Consider the following 15,490-nt stretch of genomic DNA (forward strand, 5'->3'; position numbering starts at 1 on the left):
AGCTGCCATGACTAGCTACAACAAAATTTTAAGTTCGATGATTATCGCCTTTGCCTTAACTGGCTGTGGTGGCGGTGGTGGAGGCTCAAGTTCAGAGCCTTCGACTCCTTCTACACCAAGTACGCCATCAACACCAAGCACGCCGTCAACGCCAACCACCAATGTTGATGAAGAATTTGCTAAATGGTTAACCGATATCAGTAATAACGTAATTATTCCAAGCTATCAGCGACTGGAAACCAGCGCGATAGCACTGGAGTCGTCGGCACAAAACTTCTGTCAACTAAGCTCACCAAGCAATAGCGACCTGAGCGAAGTGCGCAGCGCATGGCGAGCAATGAATGCCAACTGGCAAGCAGCACAATGGGTGCGTGTAGGCCCAGTGCTAGAGGAAAGCCGCAACTTTAAAATGCAATTGTGGCCAGATACCAATGATGCAGTAAACCGTGGTCTTAGCAATTTATTAGCAACCAGCGAAACCATTACCGCAGACATCGTTGCCACGCAAAATGTTGGTGCACAGGGTATTCCGGCACTAGAGCAATTGCTGTATGCCCAGAGCAATAACTCACTGCTAAGTGCCAGCGATAAAGATAAACGCTGTGAAGCACTGGTCGCAATTTCAGCGAATGTCGCCAATATCTCTGGCGATATTTATGACGGCTGGCGCGCTGACAGCGGTAATTTTGTCGCCGAAGTGACCAGCGGTACAGGTGATTTTACTAGTCAAAAAGATGCGGTTGAAGAGTTGGTTACTAACTGGCTAGAGCACGTTGAACGAGTGAAAGACGAGAAAATGCTAGAGCCATTAGCGATCAGCGCACCAGGTATTCCAAGCATTGCCGAATTCACGCTAAGCGACGAATCGATTCCAAGTATTAAAGTGAATTTAGATACCTTCCTAAGCATTTACACGGCAGGTAATGGCCACGGCTTTGATGACATTTTGACGGGTCATTTTGACCAATCGGCGATTGCTAACTCGATGACTGAAAAGCTCAATGCTGCCATCACCAGCGCTGCAACATTAAATGGCAATTACGCCGACGCGTTAAACAATGAAGCAAGCCGCACCAATATTAGTGAAGTGGTGCAAGCAGTACGTGAAATCCGCGATGTAATTTCCACAGAATTTGTGCAAACCACAGATATTAACATCGGTTTTAACTCGAACGATGGCGATTAGACGCGCAGATAATGCAGTAAGGATTAAGTAGTAATGAACAACAAATTTTCTAAACTTGCTATCGCTCTGGGCGTAGCATATTCGGCATTAGCAGCAAGTCATATTAGCTATGCTGCTGAGAGTGCCGCAGAAAACACAGCTGACGCTAATGCGACTCAACAAGCCAGCACTAGTAATGCAGAAAAAAGCATTGAAGTGATCAGTATTTTTGGTCAGCGCAATCAATTGGCCACCGCAACAGGCTCTGCTTTTGTACTTAACGAAGAAGCGCTTAACCAATATGAGTTTGACGATATTCACCGCGTGCTACAAAGCGTGCCTGGCGTTTATATTCGAGAAGAAGACGGTTACGGCCTACGGCCTAATATTGGTCTGCGCGGCGCCACCACAGAGCGCAGTAGTAAAGTCGCGATAATGGAAGATGGCGTATTGATCGCCCCTGCCCCGTATGCTGCACCAGCTGCTTACTATTTCCCTAATGTTTCACGCATGGAGCAAGTGGAAGTATTTAAAGGCCCAGCGGCGATTAAATATGGCCCGAATACCATAGGTGGTGCGATCAATATGGTTTCGCGTCAGATCACCGACGATACTGATAAACCGCTAAGAGAAATTGATATTGCCGGTGGTCAAGACGGTTACCTAAAAGGTCACGGCGTTTATAGCCAGCGCTTTGAAAATAGTGAATACGGCGATTATGGCTTTTTAATTGAAGGTATTCATTTAGAGTCCGACGGCTTTAAAGAGCTACCAAATGGTGATGACACAGGTTTCGTCAAACGCGAGCTAATGTTCAAAGCTGACTTCTCACCAGCGAACAGTAAGTACTATCAACTGTGGCAATTTAAAGCGGGCTATTCCGATGAAGAGTCAGATGAAACTTATTTAGGCTTAACCGATGCCGACTTTGCGATTAATCCACACCAGCGCTACTTGGCCAGCCAAGACGATAAAATGGACTGGGAGCATTATCAATTCCAAGTGTCGCACTATATTGATATTACCGACAGCCTGAGTGTATTTACTCAAGCTTACCGCCGCGATTTTGACCGCGATTGGGATCGCTTTAACAGCTTTAATACCAATCGAAGTATGCAAACCATTTTAACTTCGCCTGACACCGGCTTAAACGCCTTGTTTATGCAGGTATTGACCGGTGAGCGCGATTCATTAACCACCGAAGAGCAACTGCTATTTACCTTGAACGATCGCAAGTTCTACTCGCAAGGTATTGAAAGTAAGTTATTTTGGGATACTCGTTGGTTAGCTGCTGATGTTGCCATTGATGCAGGTTTACGCATTCATCAAGACCAAGTAGAGCGCAATCACAGACAAAATAACTTGTTGATGCAAAATGGTCAGCTAGTCAATTCTGGCATCGCGCAATCAACCATTACCGATAATGAAGATACCGCCACAGCAGTTGCTAGCTATGTTAATGCTGACGTTGATTTTGGCCAGTTAAACCTGACCGCAGGTATACGCATTGAATATATTGATGGCGAAGCGAAGGATTTCTTAGCGGGTACCACAGAGTCGGATACCGATACCGTGGTATTGCCCGGGCTAGGTGCGTTTTATCAAGTTAATGATGAATTGGGTTTCTTATTTGGCGTCAACAAAGGCTTTGTACCAAACAGCCCTGGTCAAGACACAGATATTGACCCAGAAGAAAGTTGGAACTATGAACTTGGTATGCGCTTTAGCAACGAGCTGTTCAATGCTGAGCTCATTGGATTTTATAACGATTATGAAAACCTTAAAGGCACTTGTACCTTCTCTTCAGGTTGTCGAGACGACCTAGACGTTGAATTTAATGGGGGTGAAGTGGAAGTTGTGGGGCTTGAATCAAGCATTCAAGCGGAATTTGCCATTAGCCAATCGCTAACCATGCCAATTAACATCGCTTACACCTACACAGATGCAGAGTTTCAGAATGATTTTCAGTCGACGTTCTCACAATGGGGCAATGTTACGAAAGGCGATAAGTTACCTTACTTACCGGAAAATCAGCTCAGCGTTGAAGTAGCGATTGCTCATGAAAACTGGCGTGCGGCGTTGCTATTTAAGCACGCTGACGAAAGCCCTGAAGCCGCCGGTACTGGCACTGAACTTGAAGGTTTAATGACAGATGAGATTCAGCAATGGGATTTCTCTGCTTGGTATCAAGTCACCGATGCACTGCGCACTTATGTCAAAGTCGATAACTTGACTGACGAAGAAGTGATTGTCTCACGTCGCCCGTTTGGTGCGCGCCCAGGCAAGCCTCAGCAAGCCAGCATTGGCATTAAATATAGCTTCTAGTTTGTAGCAAGCCCTAACTAATGAAGAGTGCAGAGTAAAGAGTTCGGTACCAGTATGAGTATTTCTAGAAGACGTTTTTTATCTTTTACAGCAAAAGGCACAGCTGCCATCGGTATAGGCGTTGCTGCGGTTGGTGGTGGCCTGATTTATTCCCATTCAGCGAGCGCAGCGCAGCATTGGTTGATCAGCGCCAGCACAGATAAATCGGGGAATCACTACGCCGCCGCTTATCGCGTAAATGGCGAGTTAGTCAGCCGCGTTAAGCTGCCGGCACGCGGGCACGATATTATCAAGCACCCATTTAAATCGGGTCATGCGATTGTTTTTGCCCGTCGTCCCGGCCAGTACTTTATCGAAGTGGACTTTAACCATGGTGAAGTGGTCAAGCAAGTATCACCTCAGGTGGGTTCTCACTTTTATGGTCATGGTATTGGCAATCAGCAGGTATTGATCACCACGGAAAACAATTACCAGCAAGGTCGCGGCACAATTGTGGTACGTGATATCAACACTTATCAAGTGCTTGAGCAATTTGATTCCGGTGGTATCGGTCCGCATCAATTAGCTTATATGCCTGATAACAAGCATATTGTTATTGCTAACGGCGGCATACTCACGCACCCAGATCAGCCACGAAAAAAACTAAACTTAGAATCCATGAAGCCGAACTTGGCCTATATGGAACTAGAATCAGGCAAGGTAGTGGATAGCTTTGAGCTGGATAATCATCAACTCAGCATTCGTCATCTTGATGTCAGTGAAAAAGGCAAAGTGGTTGCAGGTTTGCAGTACCAAGGGGCGAAATCAGACCTTGTCCCGTTGGCCATCGCCCATCACGGTGAAGCAAGTTTACAGTATCTCAGCGCTAGCGAAGATATTTGGCGACGAATGAATCATTACACCGCTAGCGTATGTATTGATAATGCTGCCAACCTTGTTGCTATTAGCTGCCCACGCGCGGATATGCTGACTTACTGGTCGCTTAATAATAATAGGTTTATCGCCAAAGAGCGTTTTTCAGATGGCGCAGGGCTTGCCATGAGCACTGATGGTAAAGGCATTATCGCCACCAGCGGCAAAGGACAAATATTGCCAATCGGCCAAGCGAACAACCAAGATAGCAGCCAAACTAGCGTATTTGTTGATGGTATTAAGTTTGATAACCATTTGGGCTATCTGACTGTAAGCTAAGAGATAGCTAACATTAAGCCTCATCGCTTTGAGAAAATGTTTTGAGGAAATTGAATAAAAAATGGCGAATTAGCAGCTGCTAATTCGCCATTTTGTTTTTAAATAAGCTAGCACTAAAACCCTAACTCATTTTTATCTTTATCTTCTTCCATACCAGCAAGTGTAACCCCTTGCAGGCCACCAGTACCACTTTGATCATTCGAGCGCAGTTTAATCATTAAGCGCAGATCATTTGGTGAATCAGCATGGTGCAGTGCATCGGCATAGTTGATTAAACCCTGCTGATAGAGTTCAAACAGCGCTTGGTCGAAGGTTTGCATCCCTAACTCGTTCGACTTTTCCATCACTTCTTTAATGCTGCCTACTTCGCCTTTTTTGATCAGTTCAGAAATAAACGGAGAATTAAGCAGAATCTCTATCGCGGCAACTCGGCCGTGGCCGTCTTTCGTTGGGATCAACTGCTGCGCAACAATACCGCGTAAGTTTAACGCTAAATCAAATTGGAGCTTTTTATGCTGCTCTGCGGGTACCAAGTGCATAATACGGTCTATCGCTTGGTTGGCATTGTTAGCATGCAGCGTAGCGATACATAAATGACCCGTTTCAGCAAACGCCAGCGCATGCTCCATGATTTCTTGCGAGCGGATCTCACCAATTAAGATAACATCAGGTGCTTGACGCAATGAGCTTTTTAGCGCCGCATCAAAGCTTTCGGTGTCTAGCCCCACTTCACGCTGAGTGATCATGCTTTTGCCATGCTCGTGAACAAATTCCACCGGATCTTCAATGGTCAGAATATGCCCGCGTGCGTTCTTATTGCGGTAACCAATCAAGGCCGCCATTGAGGTCGATTTACCAGTACCCGTACCGCCGACAAATAACACTAAACCGCGCTTAGACATCACCACATCTTTTAAGATTGGTGGCAGGCCCAAATCGTCAGCATCGGGAATATCAGTAACGATACGACGAATCACCATGCCAGCCATATCTCGTTGCCAAAACGCTGAAACACGGAAGCGGCCAATGTCGTCAATGGAAATCGCAAAGTTACATTCTTTCTCTTGGTCGAACTGCCCTTTCTGCTTGTCATTCATGGCATCGTGCACTAGCCCTAGTGCTTGGTCAGGTGATAGCACTTCTTGGTCGATAGGCTGTAACTCACCATTAATTTTCGCACTGACTGGCAGCTTGGCGGTGACAAACATATCAGAGGCTTCGTTTTCCACCATGGTTCTTAGTAGTTGATGAAAGTCCATCATTTACTCCTTAATCTTTTACTACAAGCTTTTCGCTAGACGCTAGCCTGTCTACCTAAAAACCTTGGAACTGGTTTTTATCAGCCGCTTTTGATGCCGCATCTTGGCGAGTAATCAAGCCACGGTTAACCAAGTTCAATAAACACTGATCCATGGTTTGCATACCATGTGACATCCCCGTTTGAATAGCGGAGTACATCTGCGCCACTTTATCTTCACGAATCAGGTTACGAATTGCAGGTACGCCGATCATAATCTCATGGGCAGCAATACGGCCACCGCCGACTTTCTTAACCAGTGTTTGTGAGATAACCGCGCGCAGTGATTCAGATAACATTGAACGCACCATAGATTTTTCTTCGGCGGGGAATACATCGATAATACGGTCAATGGTTTTAGGGGCTGAGGTGGTATGCAGTGTACCGAAGACCAAGTGACCAGTTTCTGCTGCGGTCATGGCAAGGCGAATGGTTTCCAAGTCACGCATCTCACCCACTAGAATCACATCGGGATCTTCACGCAGCGCTGAGCGCAGCGCGTTGTCAAAACTTAAGGTATCACGATGCACTTCACGTTGGTTAATCAGACACATTTTGTTGTCGTGGACAAATTCAATTGGGTCTTCAATGGTTAAAATATGGTGGAATTTACTGGCATTGATGTAATCAATCATGGCTGCCAGCGTGGTTGATTTACCCGAACCGGTTGGGCCAGTCACTAACACTAAACCACGAGGGTTGTCAGCGATGTCACGGAAAATATCAGGACAACCTAAGTCTTCTAAGGTCAGTACTTTACTTGGGATGGTACGAAATACCGCTGCAGGTCCACGAGCCTGATTAAAAGCATTTACCCTGAAACGCGCTAAATTTGGCACTTCAAAGGAAAAATCCACTTCCAAATGCTCTTCATATTCTTTACGCTGTCGGTCGCTCATAATGTCGTAAACTAAGGCGTTTACATCTTTGGCATCAAAGGCAGGAATATTTAGCTTACGAACATCGCCATCAACGCGAATAGAAGGTGGCGTACCTGTCGATAAATGCAAGTCAGATGCATTATGCTCAACACTAAAGGCTAATAATTCGGTAATATCCATAAGAACCTCTTATATCGGGTAAATTTTCATTAATCACTATGAACATTAAAGACAATTTAACGCAAATCCAACAACAAATAACCAACGCCTGCCAACTTGCTAATCGCGCCCCTGATGAGGTGCAATTATTAGCGGTTAGTAAAACAAAGTCGGCAGAGGTGGTGATGCAAGCCTATCAAGCGGGTCAGCGCCACTTCGGTGAAAACTACGTTCAAGAAGCCGTTGATAAAGTGTCTCAATTGTCGCATCTGTCAGGTATATGCTGGCATTTTATTGGGCCTATTCAGTCCAACAAAACTCGACTTATTGCCGAAAATTTTGCTTGGGTACACAGTGTCGACCGAATTAAAATTGCCACGCGCCTTAATGATCAAAGGTCTGGTCAAGATACTCCCCTGAACATCTGTTTACAAGTGAATATTAGTGGTGAGCAGGCAAAATCTGGCACGACAATTAACGAGCTAAATGAACTTGCGGCCTATGTGAATAACTGCGAGCACTTAACCCTACGAGGTTTAATGGCTATTCCACAAAAACAAGCGCCAATGTCTGTTTTTAACGATATGCACCAATTGTTTACTGACTTGAAAAGCCAATATCCAACCATAGATACATTATCAATGGGAATGACCAATGATATGGACTCGGCAATAGCTGCTGGCTCAACCATGGTACGCATTGGTACGGCCATTTTTGGTCGCAGAGATTAGCACTGCATAATCAAAAAATGAGCAAATAAGATTAGATAGAACAAAAACAAAAGCGAAAAAGCACAGAGAACTTTATGAATAAAATTGCATTTATCGGCGCAGGCAATATGAACCGCGCGATTATAGCAGGCCTAGTAAATAATGGTGTTGAACCAAGCAATATCACCGTATCGAACCCTTCTGCGCCAAAGCGCGAAGCCCTTGCCAATGAATATGGCATCAACCAAACCTCAAGCAATAGCCAAGCTGCTGAGCTTGCCGATATCGTCGTACTGGGGGTTAAGCCACATTTAATTAGCACCGTTTGCCAAGAGATTGCCGAAGCCATTGAGATTGAGCACAAGTGTTTTATTTCTGTGGCAGCAGGTACCACTATGGCACAAATTCAAGCGGCGCTAGGTGAAAATAAATCGGTGATTCGCGCCATGCCTAATACGCCATCACAATTAGGATTGGGTGTTACTGGTGCATTTGCATCGGAACAAGTCACCGACGAGCAACGGGTAGCCGCCGATCGTTTGATGAAAGCAACAGGTATTGTTAAATGGTTAGCGCAAGAATCAGACATCGACCACATTATTGCGGTTTCGGGCTCAGGTCCTGCTTACTTCTTCTTATTTATGGAAGCAATGGCAAGTGAAGCTGAACGCTTAGGTTTTAGCAGTGCTGAAGCGCGAACCTTAGTACAACAAACTGCACTAGGCGCGGCACAAATGGTGGTAGAAAATGATGTTTCTATCGGTCAACTACGTGAAAATGTCACCTCAAAAGGCGGCACTACACAAGCGGCGCTAAATGCCTTTACCGAAGGCGGCCTACCAGAGCTAGTGAGCAGTGCAATGCAAGCTGCAATAGCCAGAGCTAAAGAAATGGCAGCAAAATAATTTAACAGTTTTTTATTGGTTTAAGCTCGATCATCAAGGCACTGTCACCTATGATTGAGCTGTTTTCTTAACTAGGAGTTTTTAATGGAAGCAGTCGTTTACTTGTTACGATTTTTCTTCGACGCCGTCGTTACCTTGCTTATTCTTCGCGTATGGCTACAGATGGTACAAGCCGACTTTTACAACCCGCTTAGCCAGTTCGTTGTTAAAGTCACCAACCCATTGGTGATACCATTTCGCCGAATTATCCCCGGCATAGGCGGACTAGACATTGCTACCATAGTCGTAGCGTTATTTTTCGCCATTCTAGAATGGGTAGTTTTCCAAGGACTTAGCACAGGTCAAATTGATTTCTTGTTTGCCATGTATTTAGGGACGTTGGCGCTAATTAAACAAGTTGGCTTCCTGTTGTTTATTATTATGCTGGTAATGGCAATCATGAGCTGGGTGGTACAAGGCTACAATCCAACCATGGTCATCTTCCAACAACTCACCGAACCATTCTTACGCCCTATTCGCCGTGTAGTGCCTGTTATTGGTGGGTTAGATTTGTCGATTTTAGTTGCCTTTTTAGCGTTAAACGTCGTCAATATTTTGCTAACTGGCGCCGTGCCTTACTGGGGTGGGGTTTAATCCCACTTCAGCGATATTAGCTATAATTGATAATAATTACTTTCGAATGGAGATTATCATGAAATCAATTCGAATCTGGCTGACAAGTGTGTTTGCACTTATCGCCTTCACGTTGACTAGTACAACTGTCAGCGCAGAGAACATGAAAACCTTAGGGTCAATGGATGTTCACTATATGGCGATTGGTGCGACCTTTTTAACGCCGCAAGTTGCAAAAGCTTACGGTATCGAGCGCAGCAAATATAACGCGCTAATCAATATTTCTGTCATGGACAATACTAAAGCCAACAAGCCTGCTAAAGCGGTAGCTATTTCTGGCACAGCGCAAAACTTAACGGGCCAATATAAACGCTTAGATTTTGAAGAAGTGCGTGAAGGTCAGGCGATTTACTACCTCGCCCAACTCAATTTTCGCGACAAAGAAAAAGTTAAATTTGAGCTCACCATTACTGATGGCAGCGAAACCCATGAGCTAATGTTTAATCAAACCTTTTACGTTGATTAACTCGCCAAGAATTGACTCAGAGACATTTGTACAAAAAGAGCTGCTTTAACAGCTCTTTTTTATTTAAATCAACAAATTTACTGCTATCGTAGTTATGCTAGGGCGTGTTGAACTTTCAGGGTTGTTTTTGCAGCAGTCTGTTTGGGTTTTATACAAGGCGGCACTTGTGCAGTGTAGTATTCTCCATAAATAAGTGCCAACACGGTAGAAAATTCAAACAGACGCTGCCCTGCGGGTTCATCTAAACAAAATTCAATCTCGAAAGATAAAAACGCCCTAATAAGGCAACCTTAGCAACACTATGGATTAACAAGGAAAAAGGAATGCAGTACACCTATTTTCGACTATTGGCAATTGCCAGTGCCGCGCTTACCGCTTGGATAACCTCTATTGCTGATAGCAATTACCGCAGCTGGAGCTACCAGCACGACATCAATGATTTTGGTTTTGCCAATTACTCACCAAGCATATTCGGCACAATAACGACAATTTTGCTTTTAATTGGAATCTTTTATAAATCCCCCAAAGACCTCGGCACTAATGCAGGTTACATCACCTTAGGCTGCATGGCCTATGAGCTATTGCAGCCAACATTAGGGACCGGCGTATTTGATTGGCAAGATATTGCTGCTGTTGCGATCACAGGGGGCCTGCTTAGCTACGGATTAAAACGCTTGCAACCTAAGCTATATCTAAATGCTGCCAATTGAGCTTTATTTATATAGATAGCAAGTCTTTACTTATACAAACCACTTAATGATTGTCACAAGGAAAGAGAATGATTGATTTTAATAATAAAGAAGTATTTAAGCTTAAACAAAATGCAGACTATGGCGAGATGGTTACCGAGCTGTTAATTGATGGCGAAGAAATCATTGATGCGTACAAGTCGATGCGTGATGGTGTGGTATTTACCAGCAAACGCATTATTGCGGTCAACGTACAAGGGATTACAGGCAGTAAGAAAGACTTTACCTCGCTGCCCTATAAAAACATTGTTGCCTACTCAGTGGAAACCTCGGGTACTTTTGACTTGGACTCAGAGCTGGAAATCTACTTTTCAGCACTGGGTAAAGTGAAGTTTGAATTTAATGGTCAAGCGTCAATTTTAGCTATTTCCAAAGTAATTTCTGAGCATACGCTTTAACGCCAATCATTAATTAACTGGCAACTGATTTTGTTACTCAAGTTGCCAGTTAAACAACCTAAATTACCCTTTCACCCTGCTGCCTATTTTGTGCTTAAGCGTTTGTGCTAGCCACTCGCCTTTCATATTAATGACTAACCCTAGCATAACGACAAAAATCCCTAACCATTGGCCACTTGTGACTTGTTCATTTAAAAACACCATGGCACAGAGTAAACCAACCACTGGCACAGCTAAGGTTAAGGGCGCTACTTGGCCTGCGGGATAATGCGCCAGCAAATAGCTCCACAAACTGTAACCCAGCATCGACGCGCAAACCGACAAATACAGCAATACACCAAGGCCAATTAGGTTAAACGACTGCAGGCTAGCTAAAATTGCTTCTTGCCCTTCGAAAACAAAACTGGCTATTGTAAAAGGAATAAACGCGAACCAAGACGACCACACCACTAAGCCTAGGCCTACACTACTGTTGCCCGCCAAATAACCCTTTTGATTAATTTTGCGATTTATCACGTTACCACTGCCCCAAAGTACGGCTGAAGCAATCGTTAGGGCAAAACCAATCGCCGTCATCTCTGTGGCCTGCTCGCTATTGCCAATAATCACTAAACCAAGACCTGCTACTACCATCGCCACTAACTGCGCCGGCTTAATCGCTTCGTGCAGAATTAACACCGATAAAATTATGGTAAACAGTGCTTGAGATTGCAGCACTAACGAAGCAAGACCCGCGGGCATGCCAAAAGCAATTGCACAAAACAGCAAAGCAAATTGGCCAAAGCACAAGGTTAGCGCGTAAAGCGCTAGCCAACGCCAAGGAATATTTGGGCGTTTTACCAGTAAACAGCCAATCACACCGACAAATAGAAAACGGCCTGCGCCCATCATTAGCGGCGGCATCTGCTCTACGCCCCAAGCAATCACAATAAAATTAAAGCCCCAAATAGCGACAATAATTAGCGCAAGTAAACTATCTTTGAGTGACATCCATACACCTCAGCAAAGTTGCTTCACCGCCAATTGAGCGGCGAAAGCTTATTTATGAAAAAACAATAAGAAAAAGCCGTTAGCTAATTAATCGGCAATAGACAGCAGCCAAATCAATCAGCAACGAGAAAACAAGTTGAGTAACTAACTTAGCAAGTAAACACAAAGAGCAACATACACAATTGCTTCACTCAATATCAGTTTTTTGTATAGCAATGACACTTGGCGACAAGTAACGGCGGCATATCCTTTTCATTGTTTTCCTGTCTTAGAGTACTCACTTATCGTTTGCCCTCTGCCGCTTCTACCCAGCACCTGTGATTAACGGTATAATGCGCGCAAATTCAATTCCCGATTACACCTGATCAGAGCCCACATGAGCAAAATCGTTTTAGCCACAGGCAACCAAGGCAAAGTAAAAGAACTTGCAAACTTACTTGCAGAGCACCAGATTGAAGTATTACCACAAAGCCAATTTGACGTGCCGGATGTTGCTGAAACTGGCACTACCTTTGTTGAAAACGCCATTATCAAAGCACGTCATGCGGCAAAGATCACAGGTTTACCAGCGATTGCCGACGATTCCGGGTTAGAAGTGGACGCGTTAAATGGTGCGCCGGGTGTTTACTCTGCTCGCTACTCTCATGATGTCACCGATTCAGTGAGCGACGCTACAAATAACGATAAACTCCTCAGTGCACTAGCAGATGTGCCAGCAAGCGAGCGTACCGCTAGATTCCACTGCGTATTGGTCTATATGCGTCACGCTGATGATCCAACGCCTGTGATTTGCCATGGTGTATGGGAAGGTTCAATTTTAACGGAAAAACGCGGTGAGCAAGGCTTTGGTTATGATCCTCTGTTTTGGGTGGAAGCGCATCAATGCAGCTCAGCAGAGTTAGCGCGTAGCGATAAAAACAAGCTTAGCCATCGCGGTAAAGCGTTAGCACAGCTCGTTAAACATTTTTAATGTTTTGCCTTGTACGTCTAAGTAAAAAAGACCAAAGAAAATAAAACCATGAGTTTATTGGTTCAACAACCGCTATCGCTATATATCCACATTCCGTGGTGCGTGCAAAAATGTCCTTACTGTGACTTTAATTCGCACGGTATGAAGTCTGAATTGCCAGAGCAAGCCTACAAGGCAGCACTGCTAAAAGACTTAGACGATGATATCACCCGCTTTAACCTGAGCGATCGTAAGTTACACAGCATCTTTATTGGTGGCGGTACACCAAGCTTGTTTTCAGCCAAAGCAATTGGCGATATTCTGGCGGGCGTTTTTGCTCGCTTTGATCACGACAATGATATTGAAGTCACGCTAGAAGCCAACCCTGGCACCGTTGAGGCAGATAAGTTTGTCGGCTTTGCCCAGGCCGGCGTTTCACGGCTATCGATTGGTGTACAAAGTTTTGAATCAGACAAGCTGATTAAATTAGGTCGTATTCACGACAACCAACAAGCAATTCGCGCTGCCGAGCTAGCCAAGAGCTGTGGGGTAAAAAGCTTTAATTTAGATTTAATGCATGGATTGCCGGGGCAGTCGCTAGATGCTGCCATGGACGATTTAGCCCAAGCCATTGCACTTAAACCAGATCACCTATCTTGGTATCAACTTACCATTGAGCCAAACACGGCCTTTGGCTCTAAACCGCCGAAACTGCCAGAAGATGAAACCTTGTGGGACATTCAAGAGCATGGCGTAAGTAAGCTAGCCGATGCTGGCTATCAACAATACGAAATTTCAGCCTACAGCCAATCAGGTAAACAAAGTAAACATAATTTGAACTACTGGCGTTTTGGCGATTACCTCGGTATTGGCTGTGGCGCACACGGTAAAATTACCGATAGTGCCAACGGCAAAATATATCGCACCGTCAAAGTAAAACATCCAAAAGGTTATCTTGAGCAAGGCCGTCCAGCGTTGGATCATCTTAATAACGTCACCCTCGACGAATTACCGTTTGAGTTTATGATGAATCAATTAAGGCTAAGAGAGTCATTTGATATCAATCGATTTACACAAACTACAGGCTTAGCGTTGGCAACCATTGCAGAGCCACTGGCGCAAGCCTCAGCCAAAGGTTTATTGCTCAACGACCAGCAAAACTGGCAAGTGTCAACGCTGGGGCATCGTTATTTAAACGACTTACTAGAGCTGTTTTTATAATGAAAGAAATCACCGCCTTAACCAAGAATTCTAATAGCCCAGAAGAAGCTGTGTTTACCGCCCAAGATCATAAGTTTATGAAAAGGGCTATCGAGCTTGCGCAAATAGCCGAGCAGCATAATGAAATTCCGGTCGGCGCTGTTGTTGTCTATCAGGGTGAAATTGTAGGCGAAGGTTATAACCGCTCAATCATGGACAATGATCCGTCAGCTCACGCTGAAATGATTGCAGTGCGAGAAGCGGGAAAAAAGCTAGACAATTACCGCCTTATCGATTGCACTTTATATGTTACCTTAGAGCCCTGCCCCATGTGTGCAGGTCTGTTGGTGCATAGCCGAGTAAAGCGTGTGATCTTTGCTGCGCCCGATGAAAAAACTGGTTCGGCTGGAACTGTGTTTAATCTAACCCATGAGCCAAAATTAAATCACTTAATTGATGTAAATTCGGGCTTGATGCAAGCCGAATGTAGCGCTATGCTGTCGCACTTTTTTAAGCGTCGTCGCGCTGAAATTAAAGCAGCAAAAAAACTACGCAAACAAATAGCAAAGCAGGCAGAGCAAAACGCTCAACAGTAGCCAATTTATCAATAAGCCATCAGATAGTTATTGCGATATGACCCAGAGTAAATCAACACCCGCCAAACAATTGCAAGGCAAGCAAAAAGAAGAGCAACAATTACTGCAAGTATTTAAGTCGCTGATCAAGCAAGGTACTTATCGCTCGCAAGAAGAACTCGCTTTTGCTTTAGCCCAGCAAGGATACGAGCATGTCTCTCAATCCAAAGTATCGCGTATGTTGGCAAAGCTCGGCGCAGTTAAAACCCGTAATAGCCAAAATGAAATTTGCTACAACCTGCCAGACGCACTCATTATCCCAAAAACCAAGCACCCAATTGAAACCATTGCGCTGGATTTAAAACACAACAACTACCAAATTGTGTTGAAAACAGGTACCGGTGGTGCACCACTGATGGCGCGAGTATTAGATTCACTGGAAGAATCAATTGGTATTCTGGCGACCATTGCGGGCGATGATACTGTGCTGATTATCCCTGAAGATATTTCACAAATCGAAGCGATTTCTCAAGCGATCATCGATATGCTAGATATTCCAACAAGGCGCGACTAACTCTTGCGCCTAACAACCAACTCTTTAGTGTTGTATCACTTCTACTAACACACTCTCGTCAGCGCACTTCTTTCAACACACTTATTTCCAATACAGTTAACGAGCTGATTAACTAACAAGCCCCATAAACAGCTTACTCCCAATAAATTCTATAACACCAACTTAGCTCCATACGCTCAAACCTCAAAAGCCCAGCTTTACACAACATTTACATAGAGTCAGTTGTGTTAAATTTAGCCGCTTTATATATTGTTACCCATCAAGGATATTTGTGTTGCAAGAGG

General features: G+C 44.5%; 16 protein-coding genes. 13 read left to right on the plus strand and 3 right to left on the minus strand.

Annotation, left to right across the window (positions count from 1 at the left end):
- Positions 1 to 7: 7 nt before the first annotated feature.
- From ACSLUR_RS12480 to ACSLUR_RS12490, 3 genes are read left to right on the plus strand one after another with little or no spacing between them, the layout of a single operon-like run.
- Entirely contained in the window at positions 8 to 1,186 is a 1,179-nt protein-coding gene (locus ACSLUR_RS12480; RefSeq protein ID WP_448554991.1) for an imelysin family protein, read from the plus strand.
- Positions 1,187 to 1,219: 33 nt separating this feature from the next.
- Entirely contained in the window at positions 1,220 to 3,490 is a 2,271-nt protein-coding gene (locus ACSLUR_RS12485; RefSeq protein ID WP_448554993.1) for a TonB-dependent receptor family protein, read from the plus strand.
- 54 nt (positions 3,491 to 3,544) lie between these two features.
- Positions 3,545 to 4,681 (plus strand): DUF1513 domain-containing protein, encoded by a 1,137-nt coding sequence (locus ACSLUR_RS12490; RefSeq protein WP_448554995.1) that lies wholly within the window; start codon positions 3,545 to 3,547, stop codon positions 4,679 to 4,681.
- 113 nt (positions 4,682 to 4,794) lie between these two features.
- On the opposite strand, the gene ACSLUR_RS12495 is transcribed toward ACSLUR_RS12490, so the two are convergent.
- Both ACSLUR_RS12495 and ACSLUR_RS12500 read right to left on the minus strand, forming a co-directional pair.
- Positions 4,795 to 5,940: a PilT/PilU family type 4a pilus ATPase gene (locus tag ACSLUR_RS12495; protein WP_448555124.1), complete on the minus strand. Its 1,146-nt coding sequence runs from the start codon at positions 5,938 to 5,940 to the stop codon at positions 4,795 to 4,797.
- A 55-nt stretch (positions 5,941 to 5,995) separates the two neighbouring features.
- A complete protein-coding gene (locus tag ACSLUR_RS12500; RefSeq protein WP_116000998.1) occupies positions 5,996 to 7,039 on the minus strand; it encodes a type IV pilus twitching motility protein PilT in 1,044 nt (347 codons plus the stop codon).
- Positions 7,040 to 7,077: 38 nt separating this feature from the next.
- On the opposite strand from ACSLUR_RS12500, the gene ACSLUR_RS12505 reads away from it, so the two are divergent.
- The 6 genes from ACSLUR_RS12505 (at position 7,078) to ACSLUR_RS12530 (ending at position 10,918) form a co-directional block, all read left to right on the plus strand.
- Positions 7,078 to 7,749: a YggS family pyridoxal phosphate-dependent enzyme gene (locus ACSLUR_RS12505; protein ID WP_448554997.1), complete on the plus strand. Its 672-nt coding sequence runs from the start codon at positions 7,078 to 7,080 to the stop codon at positions 7,747 to 7,749.
- A gap of 74 nt (positions 7,750 to 7,823) precedes the next feature.
- Positions 7,824 to 8,633, plus strand: coding sequence for a pyrroline-5-carboxylate reductase (gene proC / locus ACSLUR_RS12510; protein ID WP_448554999.1), 810 nt, complete (start codon positions 7,824 to 7,826; stop codon positions 8,631 to 8,633).
- Between the two features lie 84 nt (positions 8,634 to 8,717).
- On the plus strand, positions 8,718 to 9,266 hold the full coding sequence (locus tag ACSLUR_RS12515) for a YggT family protein (protein WP_116001001.1): 549 nt from the start codon (positions 8,718 to 8,720) through the stop codon (positions 9,264 to 9,266).
- 58 nt (positions 9,267 to 9,324) lie between these two features.
- Entirely contained in the window at positions 9,325 to 9,771 is a 447-nt protein-coding gene (locus ACSLUR_RS12520) for a DUF4426 domain-containing protein (RefSeq protein ID WP_448555001.1), read from the plus strand.
- Positions 9,772 to 10,094: 323 nt separating this feature from the next.
- Positions 10,095 to 10,481 (plus strand): hypothetical protein, encoded by a 387-nt coding sequence (locus ACSLUR_RS12525; RefSeq protein WP_448555003.1) that lies wholly within the window; start codon positions 10,095 to 10,097, stop codon positions 10,479 to 10,481.
- Positions 10,482 to 10,549: 68 nt separating this feature from the next.
- Positions 10,550 to 10,918: a PH domain-containing protein gene (locus tag ACSLUR_RS12530; protein ID WP_448555005.1), complete on the plus strand. Its 369-nt coding sequence runs from the start codon at positions 10,550 to 10,552 to the stop codon at positions 10,916 to 10,918.
- Between the two features lie 63 nt (positions 10,919 to 10,981).
- On the opposite strand, the gene ACSLUR_RS12535 is transcribed toward ACSLUR_RS12530, so the two are convergent.
- On the minus strand, positions 10,982 to 11,908 hold the full coding sequence (locus ACSLUR_RS12535) for an EamA family transporter (protein ID WP_448555007.1): 927 nt from the start codon (positions 11,906 to 11,908) through the stop codon (positions 10,982 to 10,984).
- A 376-nt stretch (positions 11,909 to 12,284) separates the two neighbouring features.
- On the opposite strand from ACSLUR_RS12535, the gene rdgB reads away from it, so the two are divergent.
- From rdgB to ACSLUR_RS12555, 4 genes are read left to right on the plus strand one after another with little or no spacing between them, the layout of a single operon-like run.
- Entirely contained in the window at positions 12,285 to 12,878 is a 594-nt protein-coding gene (gene rdgB, locus ACSLUR_RS12540) for an RdgB/HAM1 family non-canonical purine NTP pyrophosphatase (protein WP_448555009.1), read from the plus strand.
- 48 nt (positions 12,879 to 12,926) lie between these two features.
- Positions 12,927 to 14,078, plus strand: coding sequence for a radical SAM family heme chaperone HemW (hemW, locus tag ACSLUR_RS12545; RefSeq protein ID WP_448555011.1), 1,152 nt, complete (start codon positions 12,927 to 12,929; stop codon positions 14,076 to 14,078).
- Positions 14,078 to 14,653, plus strand: coding sequence for a tRNA adenosine(34) deaminase TadA (gene tadA / locus ACSLUR_RS12550; protein ID WP_448555013.1), 576 nt, complete (start codon positions 14,078 to 14,080; stop codon positions 14,651 to 14,653). Before hemW ends, tadA begins: the two co-directional genes overlap by 1 nt.
- A gap of 37 nt (positions 14,654 to 14,690) precedes the next feature.
- Complete coding sequence (locus tag ACSLUR_RS12555) at positions 14,691 to 15,206, plus strand: arginine repressor (RefSeq protein ID WP_448555015.1); 516 nt, start codon at positions 14,691 to 14,693, stop codon at positions 15,204 to 15,206.
- Positions 15,207 to 15,490 lie beyond the last annotated feature (284 nt).

The organism is Thalassotalea montiporae, from assembly GCF_053485855.1.

Coding starts and splice junctions, on each gene's coding strand:
- ACSLUR_RS12480 (WP_448554991.1), top strand. CDS start 8: ATGACTAGCTACAACAAAATTTTAAGTTCGATGATTATCGCCTTTGCC.
- ACSLUR_RS12485 (WP_448554993.1), top strand. CDS start 1,220: ATGAACAACAAATTTTCTAAACTTGCTATCGCTCTGGGCGTAGCATAT.
- ACSLUR_RS12490 (WP_448554995.1), top strand. CDS start 3,545: ATGAGTATTTCTAGAAGACGTTTTTTATCTTTTACAGCAAAAGGCACA.
- ACSLUR_RS12495 (WP_448555124.1), bottom strand. CDS start 5,940: ATGGACTTTCATCAACTACTAAGAACCATGGTGGAAAACGAAGCCTCT.
- ACSLUR_RS12500 (WP_116000998.1), bottom strand. CDS start 7,039: ATGGATATTACCGAATTATTAGCCTTTAGTGTTGAGCATAATGCATCT.
- ACSLUR_RS12505 (WP_448554997.1), top strand. CDS start 7,078: ATGAACATTAAAGACAATTTAACGCAAATCCAACAACAAATAACCAAC.
- proC (WP_448554999.1), top strand. CDS start 7,824: ATGAATAAAATTGCATTTATCGGCGCAGGCAATATGAACCGCGCGATT.
- ACSLUR_RS12515 (WP_116001001.1), top strand. CDS start 8,718: ATGGAAGCAGTCGTTTACTTGTTACGATTTTTCTTCGACGCCGTCGTT.
- ACSLUR_RS12520 (WP_448555001.1), top strand. CDS start 9,325: ATGAAATCAATTCGAATCTGGCTGACAAGTGTGTTTGCACTTATCGCC.
- ACSLUR_RS12525 (WP_448555003.1), top strand. CDS start 10,095: ATGCAGTACACCTATTTTCGACTATTGGCAATTGCCAGTGCCGCGCTT.
- ACSLUR_RS12530 (WP_448555005.1), top strand. CDS start 10,550: ATGATTGATTTTAATAATAAAGAAGTATTTAAGCTTAAACAAAATGCA.
- ACSLUR_RS12535 (WP_448555007.1), bottom strand. CDS start 11,908: ATGTCACTCAAAGATAGTTTACTTGCGCTAATTATTGTCGCTATTTGG.
- rdgB (WP_448555009.1), top strand. CDS start 12,285: ATGAGCAAAATCGTTTTAGCCACAGGCAACCAAGGCAAAGTAAAAGAA.
- hemW (WP_448555011.1), top strand. CDS start 12,927: ATGAGTTTATTGGTTCAACAACCGCTATCGCTATATATCCACATTCCG.
- tadA (WP_448555013.1), top strand. CDS start 14,078: ATGAAAGAAATCACCGCCTTAACCAAGAATTCTAATAGCCCAGAAGAA.
- ACSLUR_RS12555 (WP_448555015.1), top strand. CDS start 14,691: ATGACCCAGAGTAAATCAACACCCGCCAAACAATTGCAAGGCAAGCAA.